Below are 22,343 nucleotides of genomic sequence, written 5' to 3' on the forward strand. Positions count from 1 at the left end.
TGATGCCGATCCGTATATTGCCTCCTATCCTGGCGAACCAGATCGCCGCCGGCGAGGTAGTTGAGCGGCCCTCCTCCGTGGTGAAGGAGCTGGTGGAGAACAGCCTGGATGCGGGGGCGGATCGGATCGAGGTCGACATCGACAAGGGGGGCGCCAAGCTCATCCGCATCCGTGACAACGGCAGCGGCGTCGCCAAAGACGAGCTGGTGCTGGCACTGTCGCGCCATGCCACCTCCAAGGTGGCGACCCTGGACGATCTGGAAGGGATCAACAGCCTGGGCTTCAGGGGGGAGGCGCTCGCCTCCATCAGCTCCGTCTCCCGCCTCACCTTTACCTCCCGCACGGCGGAGCAAACCGAGGCCTGGCAGGCCGAGGCGCAGGGACGCGAGATGAGCGTCACCGTCAAGCCGGCGGCCCACCCGGTGGGCACGACAGTGGAGGTGGTGGATCTCTTCTTCAACACCCCGGCCCGGCGCAAGTTCATGCGCAGCGAGAAGACAGAGTTCGCCCACATCGACGAACTGATACGCCGCATCGCGCTCTCCCGCTTCGATATCACCCTGATCCTGCGCCACAACGGCAAGGTGGTGCGCCAGTACAAGGCTGCCAACACGGTGGCGGAGCAGGAGCGCCGCCTCGCCGCCGTCTGCGGTACTCCCTTCATGCACCACGCCCTGGCGGTGGAGAGCGAGCACAGCGACGTGCGGCTCTGGGGTTGGCTGGCAGCCCCCGCCGGTGCCAGGCCGCAGAACGATCTGCAATACACCTACGTCAACGGCCGCATGATGCGCGACAAGCTCATCAATCACGCCATTCGCCAGGCCTATGACGAGTTGCTGCCCGCTGACCGCTTCGCCGCCTATGTGCTCTACATCGAGCTGGATCCCCGTCAGGTAGACGTGAACGTGCATCCGGCCAAGCACGAGGTGCGCTTTCATCAGGCCCGCCTGATCCACGACTTCATCTTCCAGGCCCTGTTCAGTGCACTGCATCGCGAGAGCAGGGTAGCGGATGATATGGAAGAACCACTGGCTGGTAGTCAGATTGAACTGTCATCCGCGTCAAAAATAGAATATCCCGGTCAGGCGCCGCGTCCGGAGTGGTATGGCGCCGAGCACAGCTATCGCTCCCCGGCCCAGGTCAGGGAGAGCGGTGAGGCGCGGGAGGGCGGCACGACTCGTGGCGGCCATTATCAGCCCCCCGAGCCCCCGAGCCGGGAGGCGATGCGCGGCATGGGCGCCTTGCTGACCACCCTGCCCATCGCCGAGGCCGGATCCGCGGCCCCCGCCGCGCCGGTTGGCGCCGTCACGGCCACCCAGCCGCCGCAGGCCTATCGTGCCCTGACCCTGGTGGAGCAGTCCTACCTGCTGCTGGAGCGGCATGGCCAGCTGGCGCTGCTCTCCCTGGTGCGGGCCGAGCGCCTGCTGCTGCGCCACTGGCTGCTGGAGGCCTGGGGCCAAGGGTTGGCGGCTCAGCCACTGCTGCTGCCGGTCTCCTTCAAACTGCCCAAGCCCCTGGTCGCGCTGGTAGAAGAACAGGAACGTTTGCTTAAACGCATGGGGCTGGAGTTGAAAAGCGGTGGGCGCGACACCATGATCTTGACTCGGGTGCCCGCCTTGCTGCGTCAGACCGATCTGGTTCGACTCTTACCCGAATTGCTGCAGTTAATCGAGAGCGGATCTGACAGTGATGCTAACCAGCTGGCTGAAGTAGTATGCCAATGGCTGGTGGAGCAGGGCATAAGCACCGAAAAAGTATATGATTTTTCAACGGCCAGTCGTTTGCTGACGGAACTTGTGAGCAATTTCAGTGACCAACTGGCAGATATTCGCATGGTGCGCCCCCTGTCGTTGGCGGCCGTGCTGGAAGCATTTACGCAGGGCGGTCAGGCGCAATGAATCCCCTCCGGGTCGATTCCTTGCCTTCTATATGCCGTGCGAGAGGAAAGTGAACGTGGCTGAGTTGCCGAATGCAATTTTTCTGATGGGGCCGACGGCCTCCGGCAAGACGGATCTCGCCATCGCCCTGTGTCAGGCCCTGCCTTGCGACATCATCAGCGTGGACTCCGCGCTCATCTATCGCGGCATGGACATCGGCACCGCCAAACCGAGTGCCGCCGAGCTGGCGCAGGCGCCGCACCGACTGATCGACATTCTGGATCCCGCCATGAGCTATTCGGCGGCGGATTTCTGCCGCGATGCCCTGCGCGAGATGGACGAGATAGTGGCCCGTGGCCGCATCCCGCTGCTGGTGGGGGGCACCATGCTCTACTTCAAGGCGCTGCTGGAGGGGCTCTCTCCCCTGCCACCGGCGGATCCGGTCATTCGCGCCGGGCTGGAAGAAGAGGCAGCCCGCCTCGGTTGGCAGGCCCTGCACGATGAGCTGGTGCGCCTCGATCCCGTGGCCGGTGCGCGCATTCACCCCAACGACCCGCAGCGTCTGTGTCGGGCGCTGGAGGTCTATCGTATCAGCGGCAAGACGCTCACCGAGCTGACCCAGGTGCAGGGGGAAGGCTTGCCGTATCGGGTACACCAGTTTGCTATCGCACCGAGTGATCGCGCCGTGTTGCATCAACGCATCGAACAACGCTTCGATCTGATGCTGCAAAACGGCTTCGAGCAAGAGGTGCGAGCCTTGTTTGAACGGGGGGATCTCCACCCCGACCTGCCTGCAATTCGCTGCGTTGGCTACCGCCAAATGTGGGACTATCTGGCAGGGGAAGTGGGATATGATGAGATGCGTTATCGTGGCATCGTTGCCACCCGTCAGCTGGCCAAGCGCCAGATGACCTGGTTACGTGGCTGGTCCGATCTGACCTGGTTGGAATCTGGTGAGTCTGGCAATCTGGCAAGGGTGGTTGCCCGTGCTGGTGCGGCTTGACACTCCCTGTATAATCAGGTTGTTATAGCGATATCCGGTGTTTAAAAACAACAAACTATAAGGAAAAGAAAGATGGCTAAGGGGCAATCTCTCCAAGACCCGTTTTTGAATGCGCTGCGCCGTGAGCGTATTCCCGTTTCTATCTATTTGGTCAACGGCATCAAACTGCAGGGTCAGATCGAATCGTTTGACCAGTTTGTCATCTTGCTGAAGAACACCGTGAGCCAGATGGTTTACAAGCACGCCATTTCTACCGTGGTGCCGGCCCGTGCCGTCAATCATCACCAGCCTGCCCCGGGCGCGGCCGGTGAAGAGCAGGGTGAAGCCGAGGCGTGATATGTCGCGGCGAGCCGGCTCGCCAACCCGGATTCATCATGAGATCTGTTAAGGAGCAAGCGCTTGTTTGACCGTTACGAAGCTGGTGAACAGGCCGTTCTGGTACATGTCAACTTCAGCGATGAGGGTGAGCGGGAGGATCTGGAAGAGCTCAAGATGCTGGTGAGCTCGGCCGGGGTCAATGCGCTGGGGGTGATCACCACCAGTCGCAGTGCGCCCAGCGCCAAGTTTTTTGTCGGTAGCGGCAAGGCGGAGGAGATCGCGTCCCAGGTTCAGATGCTGAATGCGGACGTGGTCATCTTCAACCATGCCCTGACCCCCGCCCAGGAGCGTAACCTGGAGCGTCTGTTCCAGTGCCGGGTGGTGGACAGAACCGGCCTCATCCTCGATATCTTCGCTCAGCGTGCCCGTACTCACGAAGGCAAGTTGCAGGTCGAACTGGCCCAATTGCGCCATCTTTCTACTCGCCTGGTGCGAGGCTGGACCCACCTTGAGCGTCAGAAGGGCGGTATCGGTCTGCGCGGCCCGGGTGAGACTCAACTTGAGACCGACCGACGCCTGTTGCGGGAACGCATCAAGGCGATTCTGCGTCGACTCGACAAGGTGGCAAAGCAGCGGGAGCAAGGTCGTCGCGCCCGCAACCGCAACGAGGTGCCGACCGTTTCGCTGGTGGGCTATACCAACGCCGGAAAGTCCACTTTGTTCAACCAACTTACAGATGCCAGCGTGTATGCTGCCGACCAATTGTTCGCAACTTTGGATCCCACCCTGCGTAAATTGGTGATCCAGGATGTGGGTGATGTGATCCTGGCGGATACAGTTGGATTTATTCGGCACTTGCCCCATGATCTGGTCGCGGCCTTCAAGGCGACGCTGCAGGAGACCCGCGAGGCGGACTTGCTGCTGCACGTCGTGGACTGTGCCGATGAGCAGATGCAGGAGAATGTCGAGTCGGTACAGACAGTGCTGGCCGAGATCGAGGCGGATGACCGTCCTCAGCTGATGATCTGTAACAAGATAGACAAGCTGACCGATCGTCCGGCTGGCCTGGAGCGGGATGACGAGGGTCGCCCACTGCGGGTCTGGCTGTCGGCCCAGACCGGTGAGGGGAGCGAATACCTGTTCGCAGCCCTGACCGAATTGCTGGCTGGATCCATGGTCCATCACACCCTGCAACTGCCGCCCTCGGCCGCGAGATTGCGCAGTGCGCTCTATCGGCTGAAAGGCATCGAGCAGGAAGGTTTCAGTGAGGAGGGGGATTTTGTCCTGGAGGTGCGCTTGCAAGTGGCCGACTGGAACCGCCTCATGAAGCAAGAAGGTGAGAGTTTACAACGCTTTATCAGGCATTGACTGGTCGATGAAGATGAAGGCTTAGCGGCTTCATCAACGAGCGATAACCCGATAGAGATGATATCCATCCGCATGTATTAATGGAGACGCTGATGGCTTGGAATGAGCCTGGTAACAACGGCAAAGACCGTGACCCTTGGGGGAATAACGGCAAGAATCAGGGACCCCCTGATTTGGATGAAATGCTGCGTAAAGTGAGCCGCCGGTTCGGTGGTCTGTTCGGCGGTGGCAAATCCGGTGGTGGTGATGTGGGCAAGTTTGGCCTCTCCATCGCGCTGGTGGTGGCCGTGGTGGTGTGGGTCGTCAGCGGCTTCTACACCATTCGTGAAGCCGAACGCGGCGTGGTACTGCGCTTTGGGGAGTATTCCCACAACGTGGATCCTGGCCTGCGCTGGAAGCCGACCTTCATCGATCGGGTGATCCCGGTTGACGTCGAGTCCGTGCGCTCCCTGCCGGCCTCCGGCTTCATGTTGACCCAGGACGAGAACGTGGTCCGGGTCGAGATGGACGTGCAGTATCGCGTGGTCGATCCCGAGCAGTACCTGTTCAGCGTCACCAATGCGGATGAGAGTCTGAGCCAGGCCACCGACAGCGCCCTGCGCTACGTGGTGGGTCACACCCGGATGGATGATGTGCTGACCACGGGTCGTGAGAAGGTCCGTCAGGAAACCTGGCAGGTGATCGATGGCATCATCGAGCCCTACCAGATGGGTCTGCAGATCGTCGACGTCAACTTCCTGCCGGCGCGTCCGCCGGAAGAAGTGAAAGACGCCTTCGATGACGCCATCTCCGCTCAGGAAGATGAACAGCGTTTCATTCGTGAAGCGGAAGCCTATGCCCGTGAAGTTGAGCCAAAGGCCCGCGGCTCGGTCAAGCGTCTGGAACAGGAAGCCGAAGGCTACAAGTCCCAGATCGTGCTGAAGGCCAAGGGTGAAGTCGCTCGCTTCAACGAGCTGCTGCCCCAGTATCAGGCCGCGCCCGAGCTGACCCGTGAGCGTATCTACCTGGAAACCATGGAAGAGCTGTATCAGCAAGCTAACAAGGTGCTGGTCGACATGCCTGCTGGCAACAACAGCATGATCTACCTGCCACTGGACAAGCTGTCTGGCAAGGCGAATGCGGTGCAACCGGCACGTCCGGCGGGCACACCTGCGGTGGAGCCGGCCCAGCCGTCCAACGAAGGGGCTAATTCCACTCCGACGCCGCTGCGTGGCGGTGACCGTTTCAGCACAGGGAGAAACTAATAGATGAAAAAAATAGCTATTGGTGTCATCGCTGTGGCCGCCATGGTCTGCTTCTCCTCCGTCTTCATCGTCGATGAAGGTCAGAAGGGCATAGTCGTGCAATTCGGCAAGGTGAAGCGGGTTGACTCCGGTGAACCCCGCCTCTACGAGCCGGGCCTGCACTTCAAGGTGCCGGTGATCGATCAGGTTCGCAAGATGGATGCCCGCATCCAGACCCTGGAAGGTCAGGCTGATCGCTTCGTCACCTCGGAGAAGAAAGACCTCATCATCGACTCCTACGTGAAGTGGAAGATCGAGGACTTCTCCAAGTACTACCTGGCAACGGGTGGTGGCAACAAGATCCAGGCCGAAGACCTGCTCAAGCGCAAGATAAACAACGGCCTGCGTTCCGAGATCGGTAACCGCACCATCAAGGACATCGTCTCCGGTGAGCGCAGTACCGTGATGGAAGATGCGCTGATGAAGATGGCGCGCTCCTCCGAGCTCGGCATCAAGGTGGTGGATGTGCGGATCAAGCAGATCAACCTGCCGGTGGAAGTTTCCAGCTCCATCTATCAGCGGATGCGTGCCGAGCGGACCGCCGTGGCCCGTGAGCACCGCTCCCAGGGTCGTGAGCAGGCCGAAATCCTGCGTGCCGACATCGACCGCAAGGTCACCGTCATGATCGCCGACGCCGAGAGTAATGCGCGTCAGCTGCGTGGTGAAGGGGATGCCGAAGCCGCCAAGATCTATGCCGACAGCTACAAGAAGGACCCCGAGTTCTTCAGCTTCGTGCGTAGCATGGAGGCCTACCGCAAGAGCTTCGCCGGTGGCAACGACCTCATGGTCCTGAAGCCGGACAGCGAGTTCTTCCGTTACCTCAAGTCTCCTCACGGCGACAAGCAGTAACAAGCCAAACGGTAAGAGCGAAGGGCCTGAATATTCAGGCCCTTCTTGCATTAGAACATAGGGCCACCTGCCGAGGCGGGTGGCTTTTTCATGGGAGGAGACAGGATGCTGACATCCATCTTGATGGGATTGGGGCTGTTGCTGTTGTTTGAAGGCTTGGGACCCTTGCTGGCGCCAAAGGCCTGGCAGCAGATGCTGCGGCTGATGAGCGATCAGCCCCCTGAATCGTTGCGTCGCATCGGTGGCTGCCTAGTAGTGGCGGGAGCCGTGATCCTCTGGGCGCTGGCTCACTGAGTCGCGTGGGTTGCCGAGCGACGGTGCGTTCAGCGCAGATCAAAAAAGAGGCCCGTGGGCCTCTTTTTCATGGATAGCAGACTGCCCAGTCAGGCGCTGCGTTGTACCGCCATCTCGGCCAGGGTGGCCAGTGCCTGCTTGTGCTCGGAGTCGGGCAAGATGGCGAGGGCGGCAATCGCCTTGTCGGCCTCTTCCCGGGCGCGCTGGCGGGAGTACTCGAGGGCACCGGTGCTGTCCAGAATGCTCAGGATACGGTCGAGGTGGTCCATGCCGTTGCGATGCTCGATGGCATCACGGATGAGTTGACGCTCTTCCGGGGAGCCCACCGCCATGGCACGCAGCAGCGGCAGAGTAGGTTTGCCTTCGGCCAGATCGTCACCGACGTTCTTGCCCATCTCATCGCTCTGGGAGCAGTAGTCCATGACGTCATCGATGATCTGGAAGGCGGTGCCCAGATACTTGCCGTAATCCGTCATGGCCTGCTCGATGGATGCGGGCTGATGGGTCAGCACGGCGGCGAGACGGGTGGCGGCTTCGAACAGCTTGGCGGTCTTGCAGTAGATGACCGTCATGTAGCTCTCTTCCGTGGTATCCGGATCGTTGCAGTTCATCAGCTGCAACACTTCCCCCTCGGCGATGGTGTTGGTGGCATCCGACAGGATTTCCATCACCTTGAGGTTGGAGAGCTCGCTCATCATCTGGAAGGAGCGGCTGTAGAGGTAGTCACCGACCAAGACGCTTGCGGCATTGCCAAACAGCGCATTGGCGGTCTCCCGGCCACGGCGCAGGTCGGATTCGTCGACCACATCGTCGTGCAGCAGGGTGGAGGTGTGAATGAATTCGATGATGGCGGCCAGTTTCAGGTGATCTTCACCTTCATAACCCAGTGCGCGGGCGGCCATGACTGTCAGCATGGGGCGCATCCGTTTTCCGCCTGCACTGACAATGTAGAAACCCAGTTGGTTGATCAGGCTGACATCGGACTGGAGTCTCGCCAGGATCAGTTCATTGACCGCCGTCATGTCGGCGGCACAGAGCGCACGGATAGTCTGTTGGTCCATAAGTCTCGTAACGTGACGGCAGCAATTACTGCGTTTTTAGCAATGGCGGGGATTCTACACGATTTCACAATGGGTTACAGTTAAGCGTTTATTCACGGCGGCGGATATGCGCACAAAGTAAACTTTTTGCTAATTTGGCCTTGCCTGAGCAGATCGATTTGCGTAGAATGCCGGCCCATTGTTATAGGTTTTTGCGCGTGTCTGGCCTTGAGCAAAAGACACGCCTTTACGGAGTTAATCAAATGTACGCGGTATTCCAAAGCGGCGGAAAACAACACCGTGTGGCCGAAGGTCAAATCGTTCGTCTGGAAAAGCTGAACGTTGAGACTGGCGCTACTATCGACTTCAACGAAGTTCTGATGGTTGCTGCAGGCGACACTTTTAAAGTAGGTGCTCCTTTCGTTGAAGGTGGCAAGGTTATTGCTGAAGTTGTGGCTCACGGCCGTGGCGAGAAAGTGACTATCGTCAAGTTCCGTCGTCGTAAGCACCATCGCAAGCAAGCTGGCCACCGTCAGTGGTTCACTGAAGTCAAAATCACTGGCATCAGCGCTTAATTCGAGAGGAATCTGAAAAATGGCACATAAGAAAGCTGGCGGTTCATCCCGCAACGGTCGCGACTCAGAAGCCAAACGCCTCGGCGTCAAGCGCTTCGGCGGCGAAACTGTACTGGCAGGCAGCATCATCGTTCGTCAGCGTGGCACCAAGTTCCACCCTGGCACCAACGTTGGCTTGGGTACCGACCACACTCTGTTCGCTACCGCGACCGGTAAAGTGTTGTTCGAAGTTAAAGGTCCGCAGAATCGTAAGTACGTCAGCATCGTTGCTGAGTAATTACGGACCGCAAGGATCCGAAGCCCCGCCAACCTGGCGGGGCTTTTGTTTTTCTGATGAGTTTGACGAAAAAACGGCACGCGGATGAGCCGGCGTAGACGGGCCCATCGGCCAGATGCGTCTCGCCCGCAGGGGTCTGTACCACTATAATTGCGTATCGGTTTTTCGAATTAAGGGTGACGGTTACCTATGAAGTTTGTTGATGAAGTCCAGATTCGAGTCGATGCCGGTGACGGTGGTAACGGTTGTGTGAGCTTCCGTCGGGAATTGTATATTCCCAACGGTGGCCCGGACGGTGGTGACGGTGGCGACGGCGGTGATGTGTACCTGCTCGCCGACGAGAACCTGAATACCCTGATCGACTACCGTTTCGAGCGTTTTCACGCAGCCGAGCGTGGTGAGAATGGCAGAAGTGCCAACTGTACCGGTCGCCGCGGCAAGGATCGCGTCCTGCGTGTGCCCGTCGGTACTCGTGCCAGCGATGAAGATACCGGCGAATTGCTGGGGGATCTGACCGCTCACGGTCAGAAGCTGCTGGTCGCCAAAGGTGGCTTCCATGGCCTCGGCAACACCCGTTTCAAGAGTTCGGTCAACCGTACCCCCTATCAGAAGAGCAATGGCACCCCGGGTGAAGTGCGTACCCTGAAGCTGGAGCTGCTGCTGCTGGCGGACGTCGGCATGCTGGGTCTGCCCAATGCGGGCAAGTCCACCTTCATTCGCGCCGTGTCTGCTGCCCGCCCGAAAGTGGCCGACTATCCCTTCACCACCCTGGTCCCGAACCTCGGTGTGGTGCGTGGTGAGAACTCCCGCTCCTTCGTCATCGCCGATATTCCGGGCCTGATCGAAGGCGCCGCCGAAGGGGCTGGCCTCGGCATCCGCTTCCTGAAGCACCTCGAGCGTTGCCGCGTGCTGCTCCACCTGGTGGACATCTGCCCGGTCGATGGCTCTGATCCCGCCGAGAATGCGGTGACCATAGTCCGGGAGCTGGAGAAGTACAGCCCCGAGCTGGCCGGCAAGACGCGCTGGTTGGTGTTCAACAAGATGGATCTGATCCTGGAAGAAGAAGCCCAGGAAGTGATGGACAGAGTCAAGGCCGCGCTGGCCTACGAAGGTCCCGTCTATCAGATCACCGCCATCAGCAAGGAAGGCACCAAGAAGGTCTGCTACGACATTCTGGATCTGCTGGACACCATGCCCCGTCAGCTGGAAGCCGATGCCAAGGCCGCCATCGAGAAGGTGGAGTTCAAGTGGGATGATTACCACAAGAACCAGCTGGCCCAGGCGGAAGCCGAGGCGCTGGCGGCGTCCAGAGCCTTCGATGAGGCACTGGACGATGACGACGACTTCGATGACGACGATGATGACGGCGTCGAGGTCATCTACGTCCGCGACTAATAGTCCTGCCTGAGTGGTGCGGCTTTCGAGCCCACCCCTGCAAAAAACCGGAGCCTGGCAACAGGCTCCGGTTTTTTTATGGGGGAAAGGAGATTAAAACTACCTAAGCCTCTCGTGGTGGGTGGTTTCACCATCTGATTCTTTGGTGGTGGCGGTACATCCTTCTCAACAAGCAATGCGCAGCCATTCATATGCTAATGATGGCTGGCCAGCGAATGCAGGACAGTCAATCGGGACGCTGCTATCCCACCTCAGAAGCTATTTTGCCGCCGCGTAGTGTCCCTTCATCCACCTCGTCCAGCTGCTCCGGCGCCAGGAAACGCAGGGCATAATCCCGCCAGACACCGCTGGTGACGAACAGGTCAAACAGCGCCGGATCTATGTGCTGCTCCTGCACCATGTGCTCCATGATGGCCAGGGACTGGGAGACCGTCTTGCCCGACTTGTAGGGGCGATCGCTCGCGGTCAGCGCCTCAAAGATGTCGGCGATGGCCATGATGCGGGCGGGGATGCTCATCTGGGCGCCCAGCAGCTGGCGCGGATAGCCCTTGCCATCCATCCGCTCGTGGTGACCGCCGGCGATCTCCGGCACCTTGCGCAGGTGGCGGGGGAAGGGGAGCCGTTCCAGCATGCGAATGGTCTGGATGATGTGATCGTTGATCTTGTAGCGCTCCTCCTCGGTGAGGGTGCCGCGGCCGATGGCGAGGTTGTAGCACTCGCCCCTGTTGTAGAGGTGAACGGGGACCTTGACCTTGAATCCCCAGGGATTGTGGTCGGTCAGGCTGTCGTGGCCGGGGCGGGGTACCAGGTGTTGCGGCTTGTCGGCCAGCAGCGGCTCGAGGCAAGGCAGCTCGGGGGCAGGCTCATCCTGATGCCGTCTGAGCTCATCCCGGCTGATCCCCAGCCGGTCGTCCAGGGTGCGCAGCCAGGTACGGTTGGCAATGAGGTTGAGTTGCTCCAGCTTCTCCGGCGCCATCCACTCACCACCGAGGTTGCACTCGGCGACGAAGGCAAACTCCCGATCCAGGGTGGACCAGAGGGGGGCCACGGCCTCCCGGCTCGCCACCCGCTCCTGCTCCGGCAAGCGGGCCGCCAGCACCTCTATGTAGGCATCGCGCTTGAGTACCTCGAAGCGGGTGCGGATCTCGTGGATCCGGTCGTAGATGGTCTCCAGCTTGGTGGCCTTGTCGACCACGAACTCCGGCGTGGTGACTTTGCCGCAGTCGTGCAGCCAGCTTGCGATGTGGATAGCCTCCCACTCCTCTTCGCTCAAGCTGAAGTCGCTGAAGGGTCCCTGCTGCTGGGCGCAGGCGGCCTCCGTCAGCATGCGGGTCAGCTCGGGCACGCGTTGGCAGTGGCCGCCCGTGTAGGGGCTCTTGGCATCGATGGCTCCCGCGATCAGCTCGATGAAGGCCTCAAGTAGCTGCTTTTGCTCCTCCAGCAGGCGCTGATTCTCGATGGCGGAGGCAGACATGCCGGCCAGCGCCTCGATCAGGCTGGTGCGTGAGGCCAGCTCGGACGCCGAGCAATGGGGCAGGATCAGCAGCAGGCAGCCGATCCGCTCCTGGCGGTGATTGTGCAGCGGTTCCACCAGCAGCTGGCGGGGGCCGGGGAAGGGGCCCCAGCCGGTCAGGTATTGCTGCCAGTCGTCGGCATCTAGGCTCAGGCTGAGCCGCTCGGTATGGTAGAGGCCGCCGAGCAGTTCATCCTGCCAGCGCAGTTGTTCGGCAGACAGAGACTGCTGTTGCCAGATGGCTTGTATCGCCGTCATCTGCTCGCCCTGCGCCAGGTAGAGGCAGCCCCCTTCCGCCTGCACCGCCGCTATTGTCTCGTGCAGGATGCGGTTGAGCAGGGAATCGAAGCGGTGCTCGGCCGCCAGTGCCCGGCCCATGCTCATGAAGTTGCCGAGGGTCAGGCGCATGCCCGACATGGTGCGGGCCAGATCGTCAATCTCCCGGATCGCCGAGTCGGGTCCCCGGCTCTCGCTGAAGTCGAAATGCTGGATCCGCTCCGCCTCCTGGGTCAGTGCCAGCAAGGGTGCCGCGGTGCGTCTCGCCACCAGCCAGATGACGGGCAACAACAGCAACAACCCGGCCAGGGCCCAGACAAGGTTGCGCAGGGCCTCGTGGCGAGCCTGTGCGGTGAGCGCCTCTGTCGGTACCAGCAGGGCGACATGGAAGGGGGAGCCTTCGCCAAGGGCGGAGAGATTGATCAGCCAGTCGCTGCGATCCGCCGCGCTCAGGGTCAGGCTCTGCTCGCTCGGGCCGTGCAGCAGGGTGGGCTGGGTGGCGATCTGCTGCTGCAACTGGGTCAGGATGGGATCATTGAGTGCCGACAGCATGGGCAGTCGACTCAGCTGATCGAAGCTTGGCAGCAGCTTGGGATCCGTGGCCAGCAGGGTGCCGAACTCATCGAACAACACCAGTTGGCAATGGCTGGGCAGGGGCAGCTCGCCGATGAGGGCGGAGAGGCCCTCCACGCTGGTGTCCAGTCCGATCACCGCGCGCCTATCGTCGCTCTCCACCGCCAGCGTCATGCCAGGCTCCTTGGTGGTGAAGAAGAGGTAGGGGTGGGTCACGACGATGCCGGTGCGCCAGCGCGCCTCCTTGTACCAGTCGCGGCTGCGGGGATCGAAGCGATAGTCAGGCATGAGTCGGCGCTCGAGCAGATGCAGCCGCTTGTCGAAATAGAGGTACTCCCCCTGGCCCTGACTCAGGCTCTGCACCAGCAGATAACTGGCGGGAGGGGCCGGCTCCAGCCGCTCCTTGGCCCGTTTGGTCAACTTGCGGACCAGAAAGAAGTCACCGTTATCGTAACCGGCATAGACGGCACCATAGCTGGTGCTGTTGGCCAGCACTTCCGCCAGCTGGGGCAGATAGGTGAGGCGCGCCTCCAGATCCGTCATCTCCGCCAGCTGGCCGCTGCGCAGCAGGCTCAGGGACATGCGGGCCGGGCGCTCGTTCAGCTTGAGTGCCAGCGCCAGCTGTTCCCGATACTGCAGGAAGCTCTGTCGCTCGTGCTCCAAGCCCTGCTGCATGCCCTGCTGATACTGGAGCAGGATGAGGGCGCCCCCCAGCAGGGTGAACAACAGAATGAACAGGGTAGCGATGTGTACGTAGAAGGGCCTGCGACCCAGTCTTGCCGTTGTCATGAATGCATCCTTGCCGACGAACGATAACCCAATGATCCCTCATCAGTGTGCTCGCAGGATGACAAAAAACACAGCCATCCGGCGGGAATATCAGAGAAAAAGCAGACCCTTTCGAGGATCTTCACGATGTGAGCGGGAGGGGGCAGGGTTCGTTTCTTCGGGAGCGGGCGACGGGACCATGGGTGGGCAGCGTGATTCATTCAGATATCTCGTGCTACAGTGCCCGCTGATGAGTTACCCGTGAATCAATGGAGTGTCCCATGTCCGCCATCCCCTATTCCGTCCTCGATCTTGTACCCGTACCCGAAGGCTCGGTGCCCGCCGAATCATTTCGCCACTCGCTGGATCTGGCCCGTCACGCCGAGCGCTGGGGCTATCACCGCTACTGGCTGGCGGAGCATCACAACATGCCGGGCATCGCCAGCGCCGCCACCTCGGTGCTGATCGGCCATCTGGCCGGCGGTACCAGCACACTGCGGCTGGGGGCCGGCGGCATCATGTTGCCGAATCACTCGCCGCTGGTGATCGCCGAGCAGTTTGGCACCCTGGCCTCCCTCTACCCGGACAGGATCGATCTGGGACTGGGGCGTGCCCCCGGCACGGATCAGCGCACCATGCAGGCGCTGCGCCGTCAGCGCAGCGGCGAGGTGGACGACTTCCCGGCGGATGTGCGCGAGCTGATGCGCTACTTTGGCGACCAACCGGGGGCCGTGCAGGCGGTGCCGGGTCAGGGGCTGGAGGTGCCCGTCTGGCTGCTGGGGTCCAGTCTCTACAGCGCCCAGCTGGCCGCCGCCATGGGGCTGCCGTTCGGCTTTGCCTCCCACTTCGCCCCCGGCCTGCTGCTGCAGGCGCTGGAACTTTATCGCAGCCAGTACCAGCCTTCCGCCCGCTGGCCCAAGCCCTATGCCGTAGTGTGCATCAACGTGATAGCGGCCGACACCGAGCGCGAGGCCCGCTTCCTGTTCACCACACTGCAGCAGCAGTTCCTGCGGCTCTATCGCGGCGATGCGGGCAAGTTGCCGCTGCCGGTGCAGGAGTTGGGGGAGGAGTGGTCGCCGCGGGAGCTGATGGCGATGGAGCAGACCCTGGCGCGCTCCCTGGTGGGTGACCGAGACAGGGTCCGCCACGGCTTGCAGGCATTGCTGGCGGAAACCGGCGCCGATGAGCTGATGTTCAACGGCCCCATCGTCTCCCACGAGGCCAGGCTGCGCTCGTTCGAGATCGCCGCCGAGCTGATGCAGAGCCTCTAAATCATGGGGCGAATGAGAGTCAAGATGTTGATTTAACACGACAGTCAGGTTGATGTCAGGCCTTTGTCGTGTCGCCGAGCGTGTTTCCGGCCCTATGCTGGCCCTGTTCAAAATCACAAGGAGCCGATGATGATAGTCAGGAAATTGAGATTGCAGCGGGGTTGGTCACAGGAGCAGTTGGCGACCCTGTCCGGTCTGAGTGTGCGCACCATACAGCGGATCGAGCAGGGGCAACAACCCGGACTGGAATCCCTCAAGGCCCTGGCCTCAGTCTTTGAGCTCGATGTGACTCAACTGCAGGAGAGCGAGATGAAAGGCAATGAGTTCGACAGTCAGGGAAGCGTGCACGTGGCGCGGGATGAGCGGGAGGCGATGAAGTTTGTCGAGGGGCTCAAGGGCTTCTATGGCCACCTCACCAGCTATGTGCTGGTGATGACGGGTCTGTTTGTCATCAACTACCTGAGCAACCCGGATTACATCTGGGCCTGGTGGCCCATGCTGGGTTGGGGATTGGGCCTGATGTCCCATGCCATCAATCTGTTCCAGCCGTTCAAGCTGTTCGGGCCCGAATGGGAGCGACGTCAGGTCGAGAAACGGCTGGGACGCAAACTCTAGTCCCGCGATGATCACCATAAAAACGGGCCCGGCAGTGATGCCGGGCCCGTTTTATTGTCCGCCTCTCGCCTCACTTGGTGCAGGCAGGGCTAGGGCATGCCTCTTCGGTGAGGTTGCTTGCGATACGGCGCTGCCGCGACGGCTTATTTGGCGTAAGCGGGGCAGGGGGTCGCAATCATGGCGTCGTCTTCATACCGCCACATGGTGAGGCTGTTGCCCCAGACGCAGCCGGTATCCAGTCCCTTGATGTCGTCCTTGCCGGTGGCACCCATCAGCGCAGCCCAGTGGCCGAACACCAGTATGGGGTCATCCACATGGTGCTCGCGTTGCTCGAACCAAGGGCGCAGGCCGGGGGTGGACTCCGTGGGGCCTTTCTTGCACTTGAATTCGAGCCGGCCATCGAAGTAGCAGAACCGCATGCGGGTGAAGCTGTTGATGATGTAGCGGTAGCGCTCTATCCCCAACAAGTTGTCGTCCCAGCTGTCCGGCTGGTCGCCATACATGTTGTGCAGCAGCCACTGGTACTGATCGCCGCGCAGCAGGCTCTCCACCTCGCGCGCGCAACTGCGGGCGGTGTGGGCATCCCAGGCGGGGGAGAGGCCGGCGTGGATCATCATGATGGGCAGGTCCGGGTGCTCTGCCAGCAGCGGGCGGTGACGCAGCCACTCCAGCAGCTCGTCCCGATCCGGGGCCTCCATCAGGGCCTGCAGCTTGTCTTTCTTCTTGAGCGGTGCCACGCCGTGGGCCACCGCCAGCAGGTGCAGATCGTGGTTGCCGAGCACACTGACGGCCTGCTGTCCCAGGGATTTGACGAAACGCAGGGTATTGAGAGAGTCCGGCCCGCGGGCGACGAGATCGCCACACAGCCAGAGCGTGTCGTTATCGAAGTCGAACTCGGCGAGATCCAGCAGGCGGCGCAAGTCGTCGTAGCAGCCCTGGATATCACCGACGAAACAGTTCGCCATGAAACCTCAGTTGATAATGTTGGGTACGGCCAGCGTGAAGGGCGCTATGGGGGCTTCAAATTGCTGCCCCGACTCATCTTGCAGGATGTAGCTGCCTTCCATCACGCCTAACGGAGTGGCGAGGGGAACGCCACTCTGGTAGCTAAAGGTCTCGCCGGGGGCGATCAAGGGTTGTTCGCCGACCACCCCGGGACCTTCCACTTCCTGCATCTTGCCATTGGCGTCGGTGATGAGCCAGCGTCGATGCAGCAGTTGCACCGTCCCCGGCCCCAGATTCTCTATCTCGATGAGATAGATAAAATGGTAAGGATCCTCGGTGCCTGCCACATAGCTGGGATGGGGGCGGATCAGTATCCGGGGATGTGCCATGGGATCAGGCCTGCTGCTGATCGGCCAGCCAGTTGGCGATCTGGACGAACTGCTCGAGGGAGAGGTTCTCCGGACGCAGGCTGCCATCGATGCCGAGCTCGGTCAGCTGAGCCTCGGTGATGAAGTTGGCGAAGCTGTTGCGAATGGTCTTGCGACGTTGACCGAAGCCCTCGGTACAGACGCGGCTCAGGCAGCGCATGTCTTTGGCGACGATTGTCGGGTTCTTGTGCGGCATCAGGCGTACCACGGCAGAATCGACCTTGGGCGCCGGTTTGAAGGCGCCAGGGCCCACTTCCAGCACCGGGATCACCTGGCAGTAGTACTGCACCATGACGCTCAGGCGACCATAGGCCTTGCTGCCGGGGCCGGCGCACATCCGCAATACCACTTCCTTTTGCAGCATGAAGTGCATGTCCTCTACCCGGTCGGCGAACTCGCACAGGTGGAAGATGAGTGGGGTGGAGATGTTGTAGGGCAGGTTGCCAAAGATGCGCAACGGCCCCTTGCCTTCCCCCATCAGGGTGCCGAAGTCGAAGCGCATGGCATCGGCCTCGATCACGGTCAGCTTGTCCTTGAGGGTGGGGTGCTCACGCAGGCGCGCGGCCAGATCCCGGTCCAGCTCGACGACTGTCATCTTGTCCATCTGGGAGGCGACCGGTTCGGTCAGCGCGGCCAGACCCGGACCTATCTCCACCAGATTCTGACCCGGTTGCGGGTTGATGGCGGCGACTATCTGGTCGATCACATAACGGTCGTGCAAGAAGTTTTGACCGAAACGCTTACGGGCCGTGTGGCCCATGTGCACTTTATTGTTCTGCACCTTACTGCTCATAGCTTTTTTTCTCTACCATCTGGATGGCGTGGTTAATCGCGGTGGTGAGGCTGCCCGAGTCCGCCAGGCCCTTGCCTGCCAGATCCAGCGCTGTGCCGTGATCCACCGAAGTGCGGATGAATGGGAGTCCGAGGGTGATATTGACCGAGTTGCCAAAGCCCTTGTACTTGAGCACGGGCAGCCCCTGGTCGTGGTACATGGCGAGTACCGCATCCGCATCCTTGAGGTATTTGTCCTGGAACAGGGTGTCGGCCGGCAGCGGGCCGACCAGATCGATGCCTTCCTCGCGCAAGCCAGCGAGGGCTGGCTCGATCACCTCGATCTCTTCCCGGCCGAGATGTCCCCCTTCCCCGGCGTGGGGATTGAGGCCACAGACGTAAATCCGGGGCTTGGCAATGCCGAACTTGGCCTTGAGATCCGCATCCAGGATGCGGATCACCTTGCCGAGGCGATCTTCGGTGATGGCCATGGCCACGTAGGCGAGGGGAATATGGGTGGTCGCCAGTGCCACTCGCAGCCCTTCCGTCGCCAGCAGCATCACCACGTCGGCGGTGCCGGACTGCTGGGCGAAGAACTCGGTGTGGCCGCTGAACGAGACGCCGGCCTGATTGATGATCCCTTTGTGTACCGGCCCGGTCACCACGGCGGCAAACTCGCCGTTCATGTTGCCGTCGCAGGCACGTTGCAGGGTCGCCAGCACGTAGGCGCCGTTCGCCTCATCGAGCTCACCCGGCATCACTGGTGCGCCGAGTTGGATGGGGCAGAGCGTGAGCGTCCCCGCCCGCTGGGGGCGGGCAGGGGCGCTTGCGTCATAGGGTTCCAGCCCGATGGACAGCCCCAACAGGGCGGCTCGCTCGCGCAGCAGGGCGGGATCGGCGATCACCACCAGCTGATGGGGCCAGCCCTGCTGGGCTATCTGCAGCACCAGATCCGGGCCTATGCCCGCCGGTTCACCCGGCGTGATGGCGAGACGCTGGCAGCTCATCAGCTTCTCTTCCATCAGTTCGGTTCGATCTGGATATAGGCCTCATCGCGCAGCTCATCCAGCCAGGCTTGGGACTCTTCGGTGAAGCGGCGGTTGAAGATCAGCTGATAGGCGCGCTGCTCCTGTGCCTTGCCGGTGGCATCCTGGCTGCGACGGTCTTCCAGCTGCACTATGTGCCAGCCGTGGCTGGTGCGGAACGGCTCGCTGATCTGGCCCGGTTGCAGACGGTTGACCATGTCGCGGAACTCCGGCACATAGACGCCGGGATCGGACCAGCCCAGTTCGCCACCCTGCACCGCAGAGCCCGGATCTTCGGAGTATTTCTCCGCCATGCTGGCGAAGCTGGCCTTGCCACTCTTGATGTCGTGCAAGATACCGTCCAGGGTTCCCTTGGCCTTCTCCTCACTCAGGATGATGGAGGGCTTGATCAGGATGTGACGGGCCTTGACCTCGGTCTGCATGACTTGCTGCTGACCCTTGGTGTCGAAGATCTTGATGATGTGCAGACCGGCGCCGGAGCGCAGCGGGCCGACGATGTCACCCTTGCTGGCGCCTTGCACCGCCTCCGCCATCAGAGTGGGCATCTCCTGCGGGCTCATCCAGCCCCAGTCACCCCCTTCCAGGGCCTTGGGGCCATTACTCTCGGCGATGGCCAGCTTGCGGAAATCGGCACCGCCCTTCAGGGCGGCCAGGATGCGTTCGATCTTGGCCTTGGCGGCATTGAGCTGCTCGGCGTTCGGGTTATCCGGCAGGGCAACCTGAATGTGACCGACGTGGTATTCGGTCTGCTGCTGACCCTGCTTGCTCAGCGCCTCGACCACCTGTTTTACCTCCTGCTCGGAGATGTTGATGCGGCGGCGAACCTGGCTGCGACGCACCTCGTTCATCAGGATCTCGCGGCGAACCTCTTCCCGGTACTGGGCGTAGGTCAGGCCTTCACGCTCCAGCTGGGCGCGCAACTGCTCCAGAGTCATCTTGTTGTCGGCTGCGATGCTCTGGATGGCTTGTTCCAGCTGGGTGTCGCTGATCTTCAGGCCCTGGCGATCCGCCAGTTGCAACTGCAGGCTCTCTTGGATCAGGCGATCCAGCGCCTGCTTGCGCAGGGTGGCGTCATCGGGCAGGGATTGGCCGCTCTCCTGAGCGGAGGCCTTCACCTTCTGCACCAGGGCATCCTGCTGGCTGACCAGCACCACGTCCTTGTTGACCACGGCCAGCACCTTGTCCATCAGCTCGGGGGCGGCGAAGGCACCCTGGCTCATGACTCCAAACAGGCCTGCGGTCAGCAGGGAAATCAACGTCTTCTTCATATCCATCTCTCAATGCGTGTGCCAAACCGGTTATTGGTCTAGCAGATTAAACGGACGAATGTAAGGCAGGGCTTCGGTATCCAGGGAAGTCCCCTTTGGGCCCGTTCCCACGCTACCCAATCCTTTCATTTCAAATTGAATCCCCAGACTACGCTCTGCACTGGGCTGATAATTGACGTTATCCGGGTCGTTGACCCACTCCATGTTGAAGTTGATGCTCCAGCAGCAAGAGTCGTACTTCAGGCCCACCTTGCGGTCAACCTTGACCCCTTGATCCAGCTCGTAATAATAACCGCCATAGAGGTGCCACTGATCGTTGAGCGGGGTGGTCAACAACATGCCGATCTGGTTGAGATCGCTTGTCTCTTTGCCCTTGCTCTCCAGGTCGTAGTTGGCATCCCGGATGAAGCGGTAGTTCAACTGGCTGATCAGCTTCTCGTGGCGGTATTCCAGGGCGCTGTTGGCTGAACTGATGAGGTTCTGCTCCATGTCGTATTGTGCGCCCACATGGGCAAACCACTGCTCGTTGATCTTGGCATCCCCTTCGAACGAGAGCGGGGAGCGGGTGTTGTTGCTCAGCTCGTCGTTGGGGTAGAGGGTGACCCTGGGGGCGACGAAGTCGAATGCTTGGGCAACGGCCAGCCGAATTCGTTCATCCCCGGCCGGGTCATAGACACGGCTGGTGAGGCCGAGGGTCAGGCGGTTGGAGTCACTGATGCGGTCGAGGCCGGCATAACGCTGATCGCTGAACAGGCTGTAGTAATCCTGGCGCATGGTGGTGGAGTCATAGATCCCTATATTGTCCTGATCCTTGTAGGGCACATAGAGGTACTGGAACTCCGGCTCCAGGGTCTGGTTGGCCTCCTCGCCGAACCACTGTTGTTGTCGATCGAAGGTGAGACCGCCCTTGAGACGAAACGACGGCAACACCCGGATGACATGGTCATCGAGCTCGGTCAAGCCCCGGTCACGGTAGTAGGCGGTGAGCTTGCCATCATCCGGCACGTCCTGATTGTACTGGGTGTACATCAGCTTGTACTGACTATCGAGGTAGTAAGCCGCCGAGGTCACGAGCGGCACCGTCAGGGTCGGGGCGCTGTACAGGCGGGTACCTGTGTAGACCTCGCCTATGGTGGATTCATCGTTGTCGTAGCCGAACTTGGTCAGCTCGGTGTTCCAGGCCAGATCGTACCAGCTGCCCTGCTGATAGTAGTTGTGGTCGATACGCGGCAGCATGGAGTGGGGCTGCTGGGCGCCGGCCAGCAAAATCTGGTAGGTACGCACCTCTGTCTTGAGGTTCCAGTTCTGCTGGAAGTAGCCGGCGGTCAGGGATTGCTGCAACTGGTTGTCGACCTGGGTACCCACCTTGGGGTCGAAGTCGTTGAAGTAGTTGTAGTCCTTGTCCCGTACCTTGGTGTAGTCCACCGATACCCGCAGCGCGTTGTCCATGAACAGGGAGGTGTGGCGGGCATTGATCAGGTAGCGGTGACCATCGGCCAGGTTATCATTGAGGCTGGCCGTCTCGTCGTACTGCTTGTCATCCGCCAGGTTCTCGAAGTAAAAGCTGCCGGTATGGGCCGGATCCGGCATATAGCGGAACTCGACCTGGTTCATCAGGCCGCGTCTGTCCATGAAGCGCGGGGTGATGGTGGCGTCGTAGTTCGGGGCTATGTTCCAGTAAAATGGCTGGGTGATCTCCATGCCATTGTCGGAACTCTGCTTGTAATAGGGATAGAGCAGGCCGGTCTTGCGCTCATCCTTGATCGGGAAGTTGATATAGGGGGTGTAGAACACCGGGTAATCGTAGAGCCAGAGGGTGGCGTTATAAGCCTCACCGAACACCTCGGTCTGATCGATGTCGATGCTGCCTGCCTTCAGGGTCCAGGCCTCCTGGCCCGGTGGGCAGGTGGTGTACTGAGCCCCTTCCAGGGTGATGTTCTGGTTGTTGTTGGTCATGGTCACCTTCTCGGCGAAGCCGCGCACCGGTGAACCGTGAACCTGATACTTGCCCTCTTCCAGCTCGGAATCCTTGGTATCCAGGTTGGATTTGAGAGTCTTGTCGCTGGTGACGGTGATCTGGCCGTCGTTGTAATAGATGTTGCCGATGGCGATGACATCCCGGCTCTGCTGATCGACCTGAGCGTAGTCGGAGTCGAATTTGCGCACCCCCTGACGAACCTTGACGTCACCCTCATAGACGGCGGTCTCACCCTGCTTGGCCTCGAGGCGATCCGCATCGACCTCGACGGGCAGCGCATTGGCGTCCTCATCCGCTTTGGGTTTTTCTACTTTGGGAACATAGTCATAGCAGAGACTATCCAGGATCCCGGTAGCCGGTGGCGCGTTGAATGGCGCAGCCTGGACCGTGAAAGGACTCAAGGCTGGGACAAGGCTGATGGTCAGGGCGATGGGAGCAGAGGCTCCCAGTGTCCATTTTGTCATGTGAAAGGCTCGCGCAATCCGTGGTAAAAACGGTTGATTCAGGGCATGCATTTTATGTCAGGATCCATCGAGTTGACATTGCATGTCATTGCTTTATGTTAGCCGGCAATGATAAAGCATTATTGCGGCCAGGGCTAACAGCCAAGTG

20 protein-coding genes are annotated in these 22,343 nt (G+C 60.8%); 12 read left to right on the forward strand and 8 right to left on the reverse strand.

Going from position 1 to position 22,343, the window contains the following annotated elements; translation table 11 throughout:
- Positions 1 to 2 precede the first annotated feature (2 nt).
- The 7 genes from mutL to BN1124_RS19865 all read left to right on the forward strand — a co-directional run bounded on the left by mutL (position 3) and on the right by BN1124_RS19865 (position 6,992).
- Positions 3 to 1,898 carry a DNA mismatch repair endonuclease MutL gene (gene mutL / locus BN1124_RS19835; protein WP_042644807.1) on the forward strand — a complete coding sequence of 632 codons (1,896 nt, stop codon included), beginning with the start codon at positions 3 to 5 and terminating at the stop codon, positions 1,896 to 1,898.
- Positions 1,899 to 1,929: 31 nt separating this feature from the next.
- Complete coding sequence (gene miaA, locus BN1124_RS19840; protein WP_082041673.1) at positions 1,930 to 2,880, forward strand: tRNA (adenosine(37)-N6)-dimethylallyltransferase MiaA; 951 nt, start codon at positions 1,930 to 1,932, stop codon at positions 2,878 to 2,880.
- A 72-nt stretch (positions 2,881 to 2,952) separates the two neighbouring features.
- Positions 2,953 to 3,216, forward strand: a complete 264-nt coding sequence (hfq, locus tag BN1124_RS19845) for an RNA chaperone Hfq (protein WP_033128769.1) — start codon at positions 2,953 to 2,955, stop codon at positions 3,214 to 3,216.
- Positions 3,217 to 3,279: 63 nt separating this feature from the next.
- Positions 3,280 to 4,566: a ribosome rescue GTPase HflX gene (hflX, locus tag BN1124_RS19850; protein ID WP_042644813.1), complete on the forward strand. Its 1,287-nt coding sequence runs from the start codon at positions 3,280 to 3,282 to the stop codon at positions 4,564 to 4,566.
- A 92-nt stretch (positions 4,567 to 4,658) separates the two neighbouring features.
- A complete protein-coding gene (gene hflK, locus BN1124_RS19855) occupies positions 4,659 to 5,810 on the forward strand; it encodes an FtsH protease activity modulator HflK (protein WP_042644815.1) in 1,152 nt (383 codons plus the stop codon).
- Between the two features lie 3 nt (positions 5,811 to 5,813).
- Positions 5,814 to 6,698, forward strand: a complete 885-nt coding sequence (gene hflC / locus BN1124_RS19860; protein ID WP_042644817.1) for a protease modulator HflC — start codon at positions 5,814 to 5,816, stop codon at positions 6,696 to 6,698.
- A gap of 105 nt (positions 6,699 to 6,803) precedes the next feature.
- The gene (locus BN1124_RS19865; protein ID WP_042644819.1) at positions 6,804 to 6,992 is read left to right on the forward strand and encodes a DUF2065 domain-containing protein; all 189 of its coding nucleotides are present in this window, start codon (positions 6,804 to 6,806) and stop codon (positions 6,990 to 6,992) included.
- An 89-nt stretch (positions 6,993 to 7,081) separates the two neighbouring features.
- Here the strand turns inward: BN1124_RS19865 and ispB are convergent, their stop codons facing one another.
- Positions 7,082 to 8,053 carry an octaprenyl diphosphate synthase gene (ispB, locus tag BN1124_RS19870; RefSeq protein WP_042644821.1) on the reverse strand — a complete coding sequence of 324 codons (972 nt, stop codon included), beginning with the start codon at positions 8,051 to 8,053 and terminating at the stop codon, positions 7,082 to 7,084.
- A 242-nt stretch (positions 8,054 to 8,295) separates the two neighbouring features.
- Here ispB and rplU point away from each other — a divergent pair, with 242 nt between their 5' ends.
- The 3 genes from rplU (at position 8,296) to cgtA (ending at position 10,279) form a co-directional block, all read left to right on the forward strand.
- A complete protein-coding gene (gene rplU, locus BN1124_RS21060) occupies positions 8,296 to 8,607 on the forward strand; it encodes a 50S ribosomal protein L21 (protein ID WP_033130528.1) in 312 nt (103 codons plus the stop codon).
- A gap of 19 nt (positions 8,608 to 8,626) precedes the next feature.
- On the forward strand, positions 8,627 to 8,884 hold the full coding sequence (gene rpmA / locus BN1124_RS19880; protein ID WP_005911261.1) for a 50S ribosomal protein L27: 258 nt from the start codon (positions 8,627 to 8,629) through the stop codon (positions 8,882 to 8,884).
- Positions 8,885 to 9,073: 189 nt separating this feature from the next.
- Positions 9,074 to 10,279, forward strand: a complete 1,206-nt coding sequence (gene cgtA / locus BN1124_RS19885) for an Obg family GTPase CgtA (RefSeq protein WP_042644824.1) — start codon at positions 9,074 to 9,076, stop codon at positions 10,277 to 10,279.
- Between the two features lie 241 nt (positions 10,280 to 10,520).
- Here the strand turns inward: cgtA and BN1124_RS19890 are convergent, their stop codons facing one another.
- Complete coding sequence (locus BN1124_RS19890) at positions 10,521 to 13,430, reverse strand: HD domain-containing phosphohydrolase (protein ID WP_042644825.1); 2,910 nt, start codon at positions 13,428 to 13,430, stop codon at positions 10,521 to 10,523.
- 260 nt (positions 13,431 to 13,690) lie between these two features.
- Here BN1124_RS19890 and BN1124_RS19895 point away from each other — a divergent pair, with 260 nt between their 5' ends.
- The gene (locus tag BN1124_RS19895; RefSeq protein ID WP_042644828.1) at positions 13,691 to 14,680 is read left to right on the forward strand and encodes a luciferase-like monooxygenase; all 990 of its coding nucleotides are present in this window, start codon (positions 13,691 to 13,693) and stop codon (positions 14,678 to 14,680) included.
- Between the two features lie 129 nt (positions 14,681 to 14,809).
- Positions 14,810 to 15,295, forward strand: a complete 486-nt coding sequence (locus BN1124_RS19900; protein ID WP_042644829.1) for a 2TM domain-containing protein — start codon at positions 14,810 to 14,812, stop codon at positions 15,293 to 15,295.
- A 143-nt stretch (positions 15,296 to 15,438) separates the two neighbouring features.
- On the opposite strand, the gene BN1124_RS19905 is transcribed toward BN1124_RS19900, so the two are convergent.
- Genes BN1124_RS19905 through lptD form a run of 6 tightly spaced genes read right to left on the reverse strand, consistent with a single transcriptional unit; the run spans position 15,439 to position 22,195 of the window.
- Positions 15,439 to 16,260 carry a symmetrical bis(5'-nucleosyl)-tetraphosphatase gene (locus BN1124_RS19905; protein ID WP_042644831.1) on the reverse strand — a complete coding sequence of 274 codons (822 nt, stop codon included), beginning with the start codon at positions 16,258 to 16,260 and terminating at the stop codon, positions 15,439 to 15,441.
- Between the two features lie 6 nt (positions 16,261 to 16,266).
- The gene (apaG, locus tag BN1124_RS19910) at positions 16,267 to 16,629 is read right to left on the reverse strand and encodes a Co2+/Mg2+ efflux protein ApaG (RefSeq protein ID WP_042644833.1); all 363 of its coding nucleotides are present in this window, start codon (positions 16,627 to 16,629) and stop codon (positions 16,267 to 16,269) included.
- Between the two features lie 4 nt (positions 16,630 to 16,633).
- On the reverse strand, positions 16,634 to 17,461 hold the full coding sequence (gene rsmA, locus BN1124_RS19915; protein ID WP_042644835.1) for a 16S rRNA (adenine(1518)-N(6)/adenine(1519)-N(6))-dimethyltransferase RsmA: 828 nt from the start codon (positions 17,459 to 17,461) through the stop codon (positions 16,634 to 16,636).
- Positions 17,451 to 18,446: a 4-hydroxythreonine-4-phosphate dehydrogenase PdxA gene (pdxA, locus tag BN1124_RS19920; RefSeq protein ID WP_042645005.1), complete on the reverse strand. Its 996-nt coding sequence runs from the start codon at positions 18,444 to 18,446 to the stop codon at positions 17,451 to 17,453. Before pdxA ends, rsmA begins: the two co-directional genes overlap by 11 nt.
- Before the next feature lie 14 nt (positions 18,447 to 18,460).
- Complete coding sequence (gene surA, locus BN1124_RS19925) at positions 18,461 to 19,753, reverse strand: peptidylprolyl isomerase SurA (RefSeq protein ID WP_042644837.1); 1,293 nt, start codon at positions 19,751 to 19,753, stop codon at positions 18,461 to 18,463.
- A 30-nt stretch (positions 19,754 to 19,783) separates the two neighbouring features.
- Positions 19,784 to 22,195, reverse strand: a complete 2,412-nt coding sequence (lptD, locus tag BN1124_RS19930) for an LPS assembly protein LptD (RefSeq protein WP_042644839.1) — start codon at positions 22,193 to 22,195, stop codon at positions 19,784 to 19,786.
- Between the last annotated feature and the right edge of the window lie 148 nt (positions 22,196 to 22,343).

This window comes from Aeromonas eucrenophila (assembly GCF_000819865.1).
GTDB lineage: Bacteria > Pseudomonadota > Gammaproteobacteria > Enterobacterales > Aeromonadaceae > Aeromonas > Aeromonas eucrenophila.

Coding starts and splice junctions, on each gene's coding strand:
- pdxA (WP_042645005.1), bottom strand. CDS start 18,446: ATGAGCTGCCAGCGTCTCGCCATCACGCCGGGTGAACCGGCGGGCATA.
- BN1124_RS19865 (WP_042644819.1), top strand. CDS start 6,804: ATGCTGACATCCATCTTGATGGGATTGGGGCTGTTGCTGTTGTTTGAA.
- apaG (WP_042644833.1), bottom strand. CDS start 16,629: ATGGCACATCCCCGGATACTGATCCGCCCCCATCCCAGCTATGTGGCA.
- mutL (WP_042644807.1), top strand. CDS start 3: ATGCCGATCCGTATATTGCCTCCTATCCTGGCGAACCAGATCGCCGCC.
- rpmA (WP_005911261.1), top strand. CDS start 8,627: ATGGCACATAAGAAAGCTGGCGGTTCATCCCGCAACGGTCGCGACTCA.
- BN1124_RS19895 (WP_042644828.1), top strand. CDS start 13,691: ATGTCCGCCATCCCCTATTCCGTCCTCGATCTTGTACCCGTACCCGAA.
- cgtA (WP_042644824.1), top strand. CDS start 9,074: ATGAAGTTTGTTGATGAAGTCCAGATTCGAGTCGATGCCGGTGACGGT.
- ispB (WP_042644821.1), bottom strand. CDS start 8,053: ATGGACCAACAGACTATCCGTGCGCTCTGTGCCGCCGACATGACGGCG.
- hfq (WP_033128769.1), top strand. CDS start 2,953: ATGGCTAAGGGGCAATCTCTCCAAGACCCGTTTTTGAATGCGCTGCGC.
- BN1124_RS19905 (WP_042644831.1), bottom strand. CDS start 16,260: ATGGCGAACTGTTTCGTCGGTGATATCCAGGGCTGCTACGACGACTTG.
- rplU (WP_033130528.1), top strand. CDS start 8,296: ATGTACGCGGTATTCCAAAGCGGCGGAAAACAACACCGTGTGGCCGAA.
- hflK (WP_042644815.1), top strand. CDS start 4,659: ATGGCTTGGAATGAGCCTGGTAACAACGGCAAAGACCGTGACCCTTGG.
- BN1124_RS19890 (WP_042644825.1), bottom strand. CDS start 13,430: ATGACAACGGCAAGACTGGGTCGCAGGCCCTTCTACGTACACATCGCT.
- lptD (WP_042644839.1), bottom strand. CDS start 22,195: ATGACAAAATGGACACTGGGAGCCTCTGCTCCCATCGCCCTGACCATC.
- rsmA (WP_042644835.1), bottom strand. CDS start 17,461: ATGAGCAGTAAGGTGCAGAACAATAAAGTGCACATGGGCCACACGGCC.
- BN1124_RS19900 (WP_042644829.1), top strand. CDS start 14,810: ATGATAGTCAGGAAATTGAGATTGCAGCGGGGTTGGTCACAGGAGCAG.
- miaA (WP_082041673.1), top strand. CDS start 1,930: ATGCCGTGCGAGAGGAAAGTGAACGTGGCTGAGTTGCCGAATGCAATT.
- surA (WP_042644837.1), bottom strand. CDS start 19,753: ATGAAGAAGACGTTGATTTCCCTGCTGACCGCAGGCCTGTTTGGAGTC.
- hflC (WP_042644817.1), top strand. CDS start 5,814: ATGAAAAAAATAGCTATTGGTGTCATCGCTGTGGCCGCCATGGTCTGC.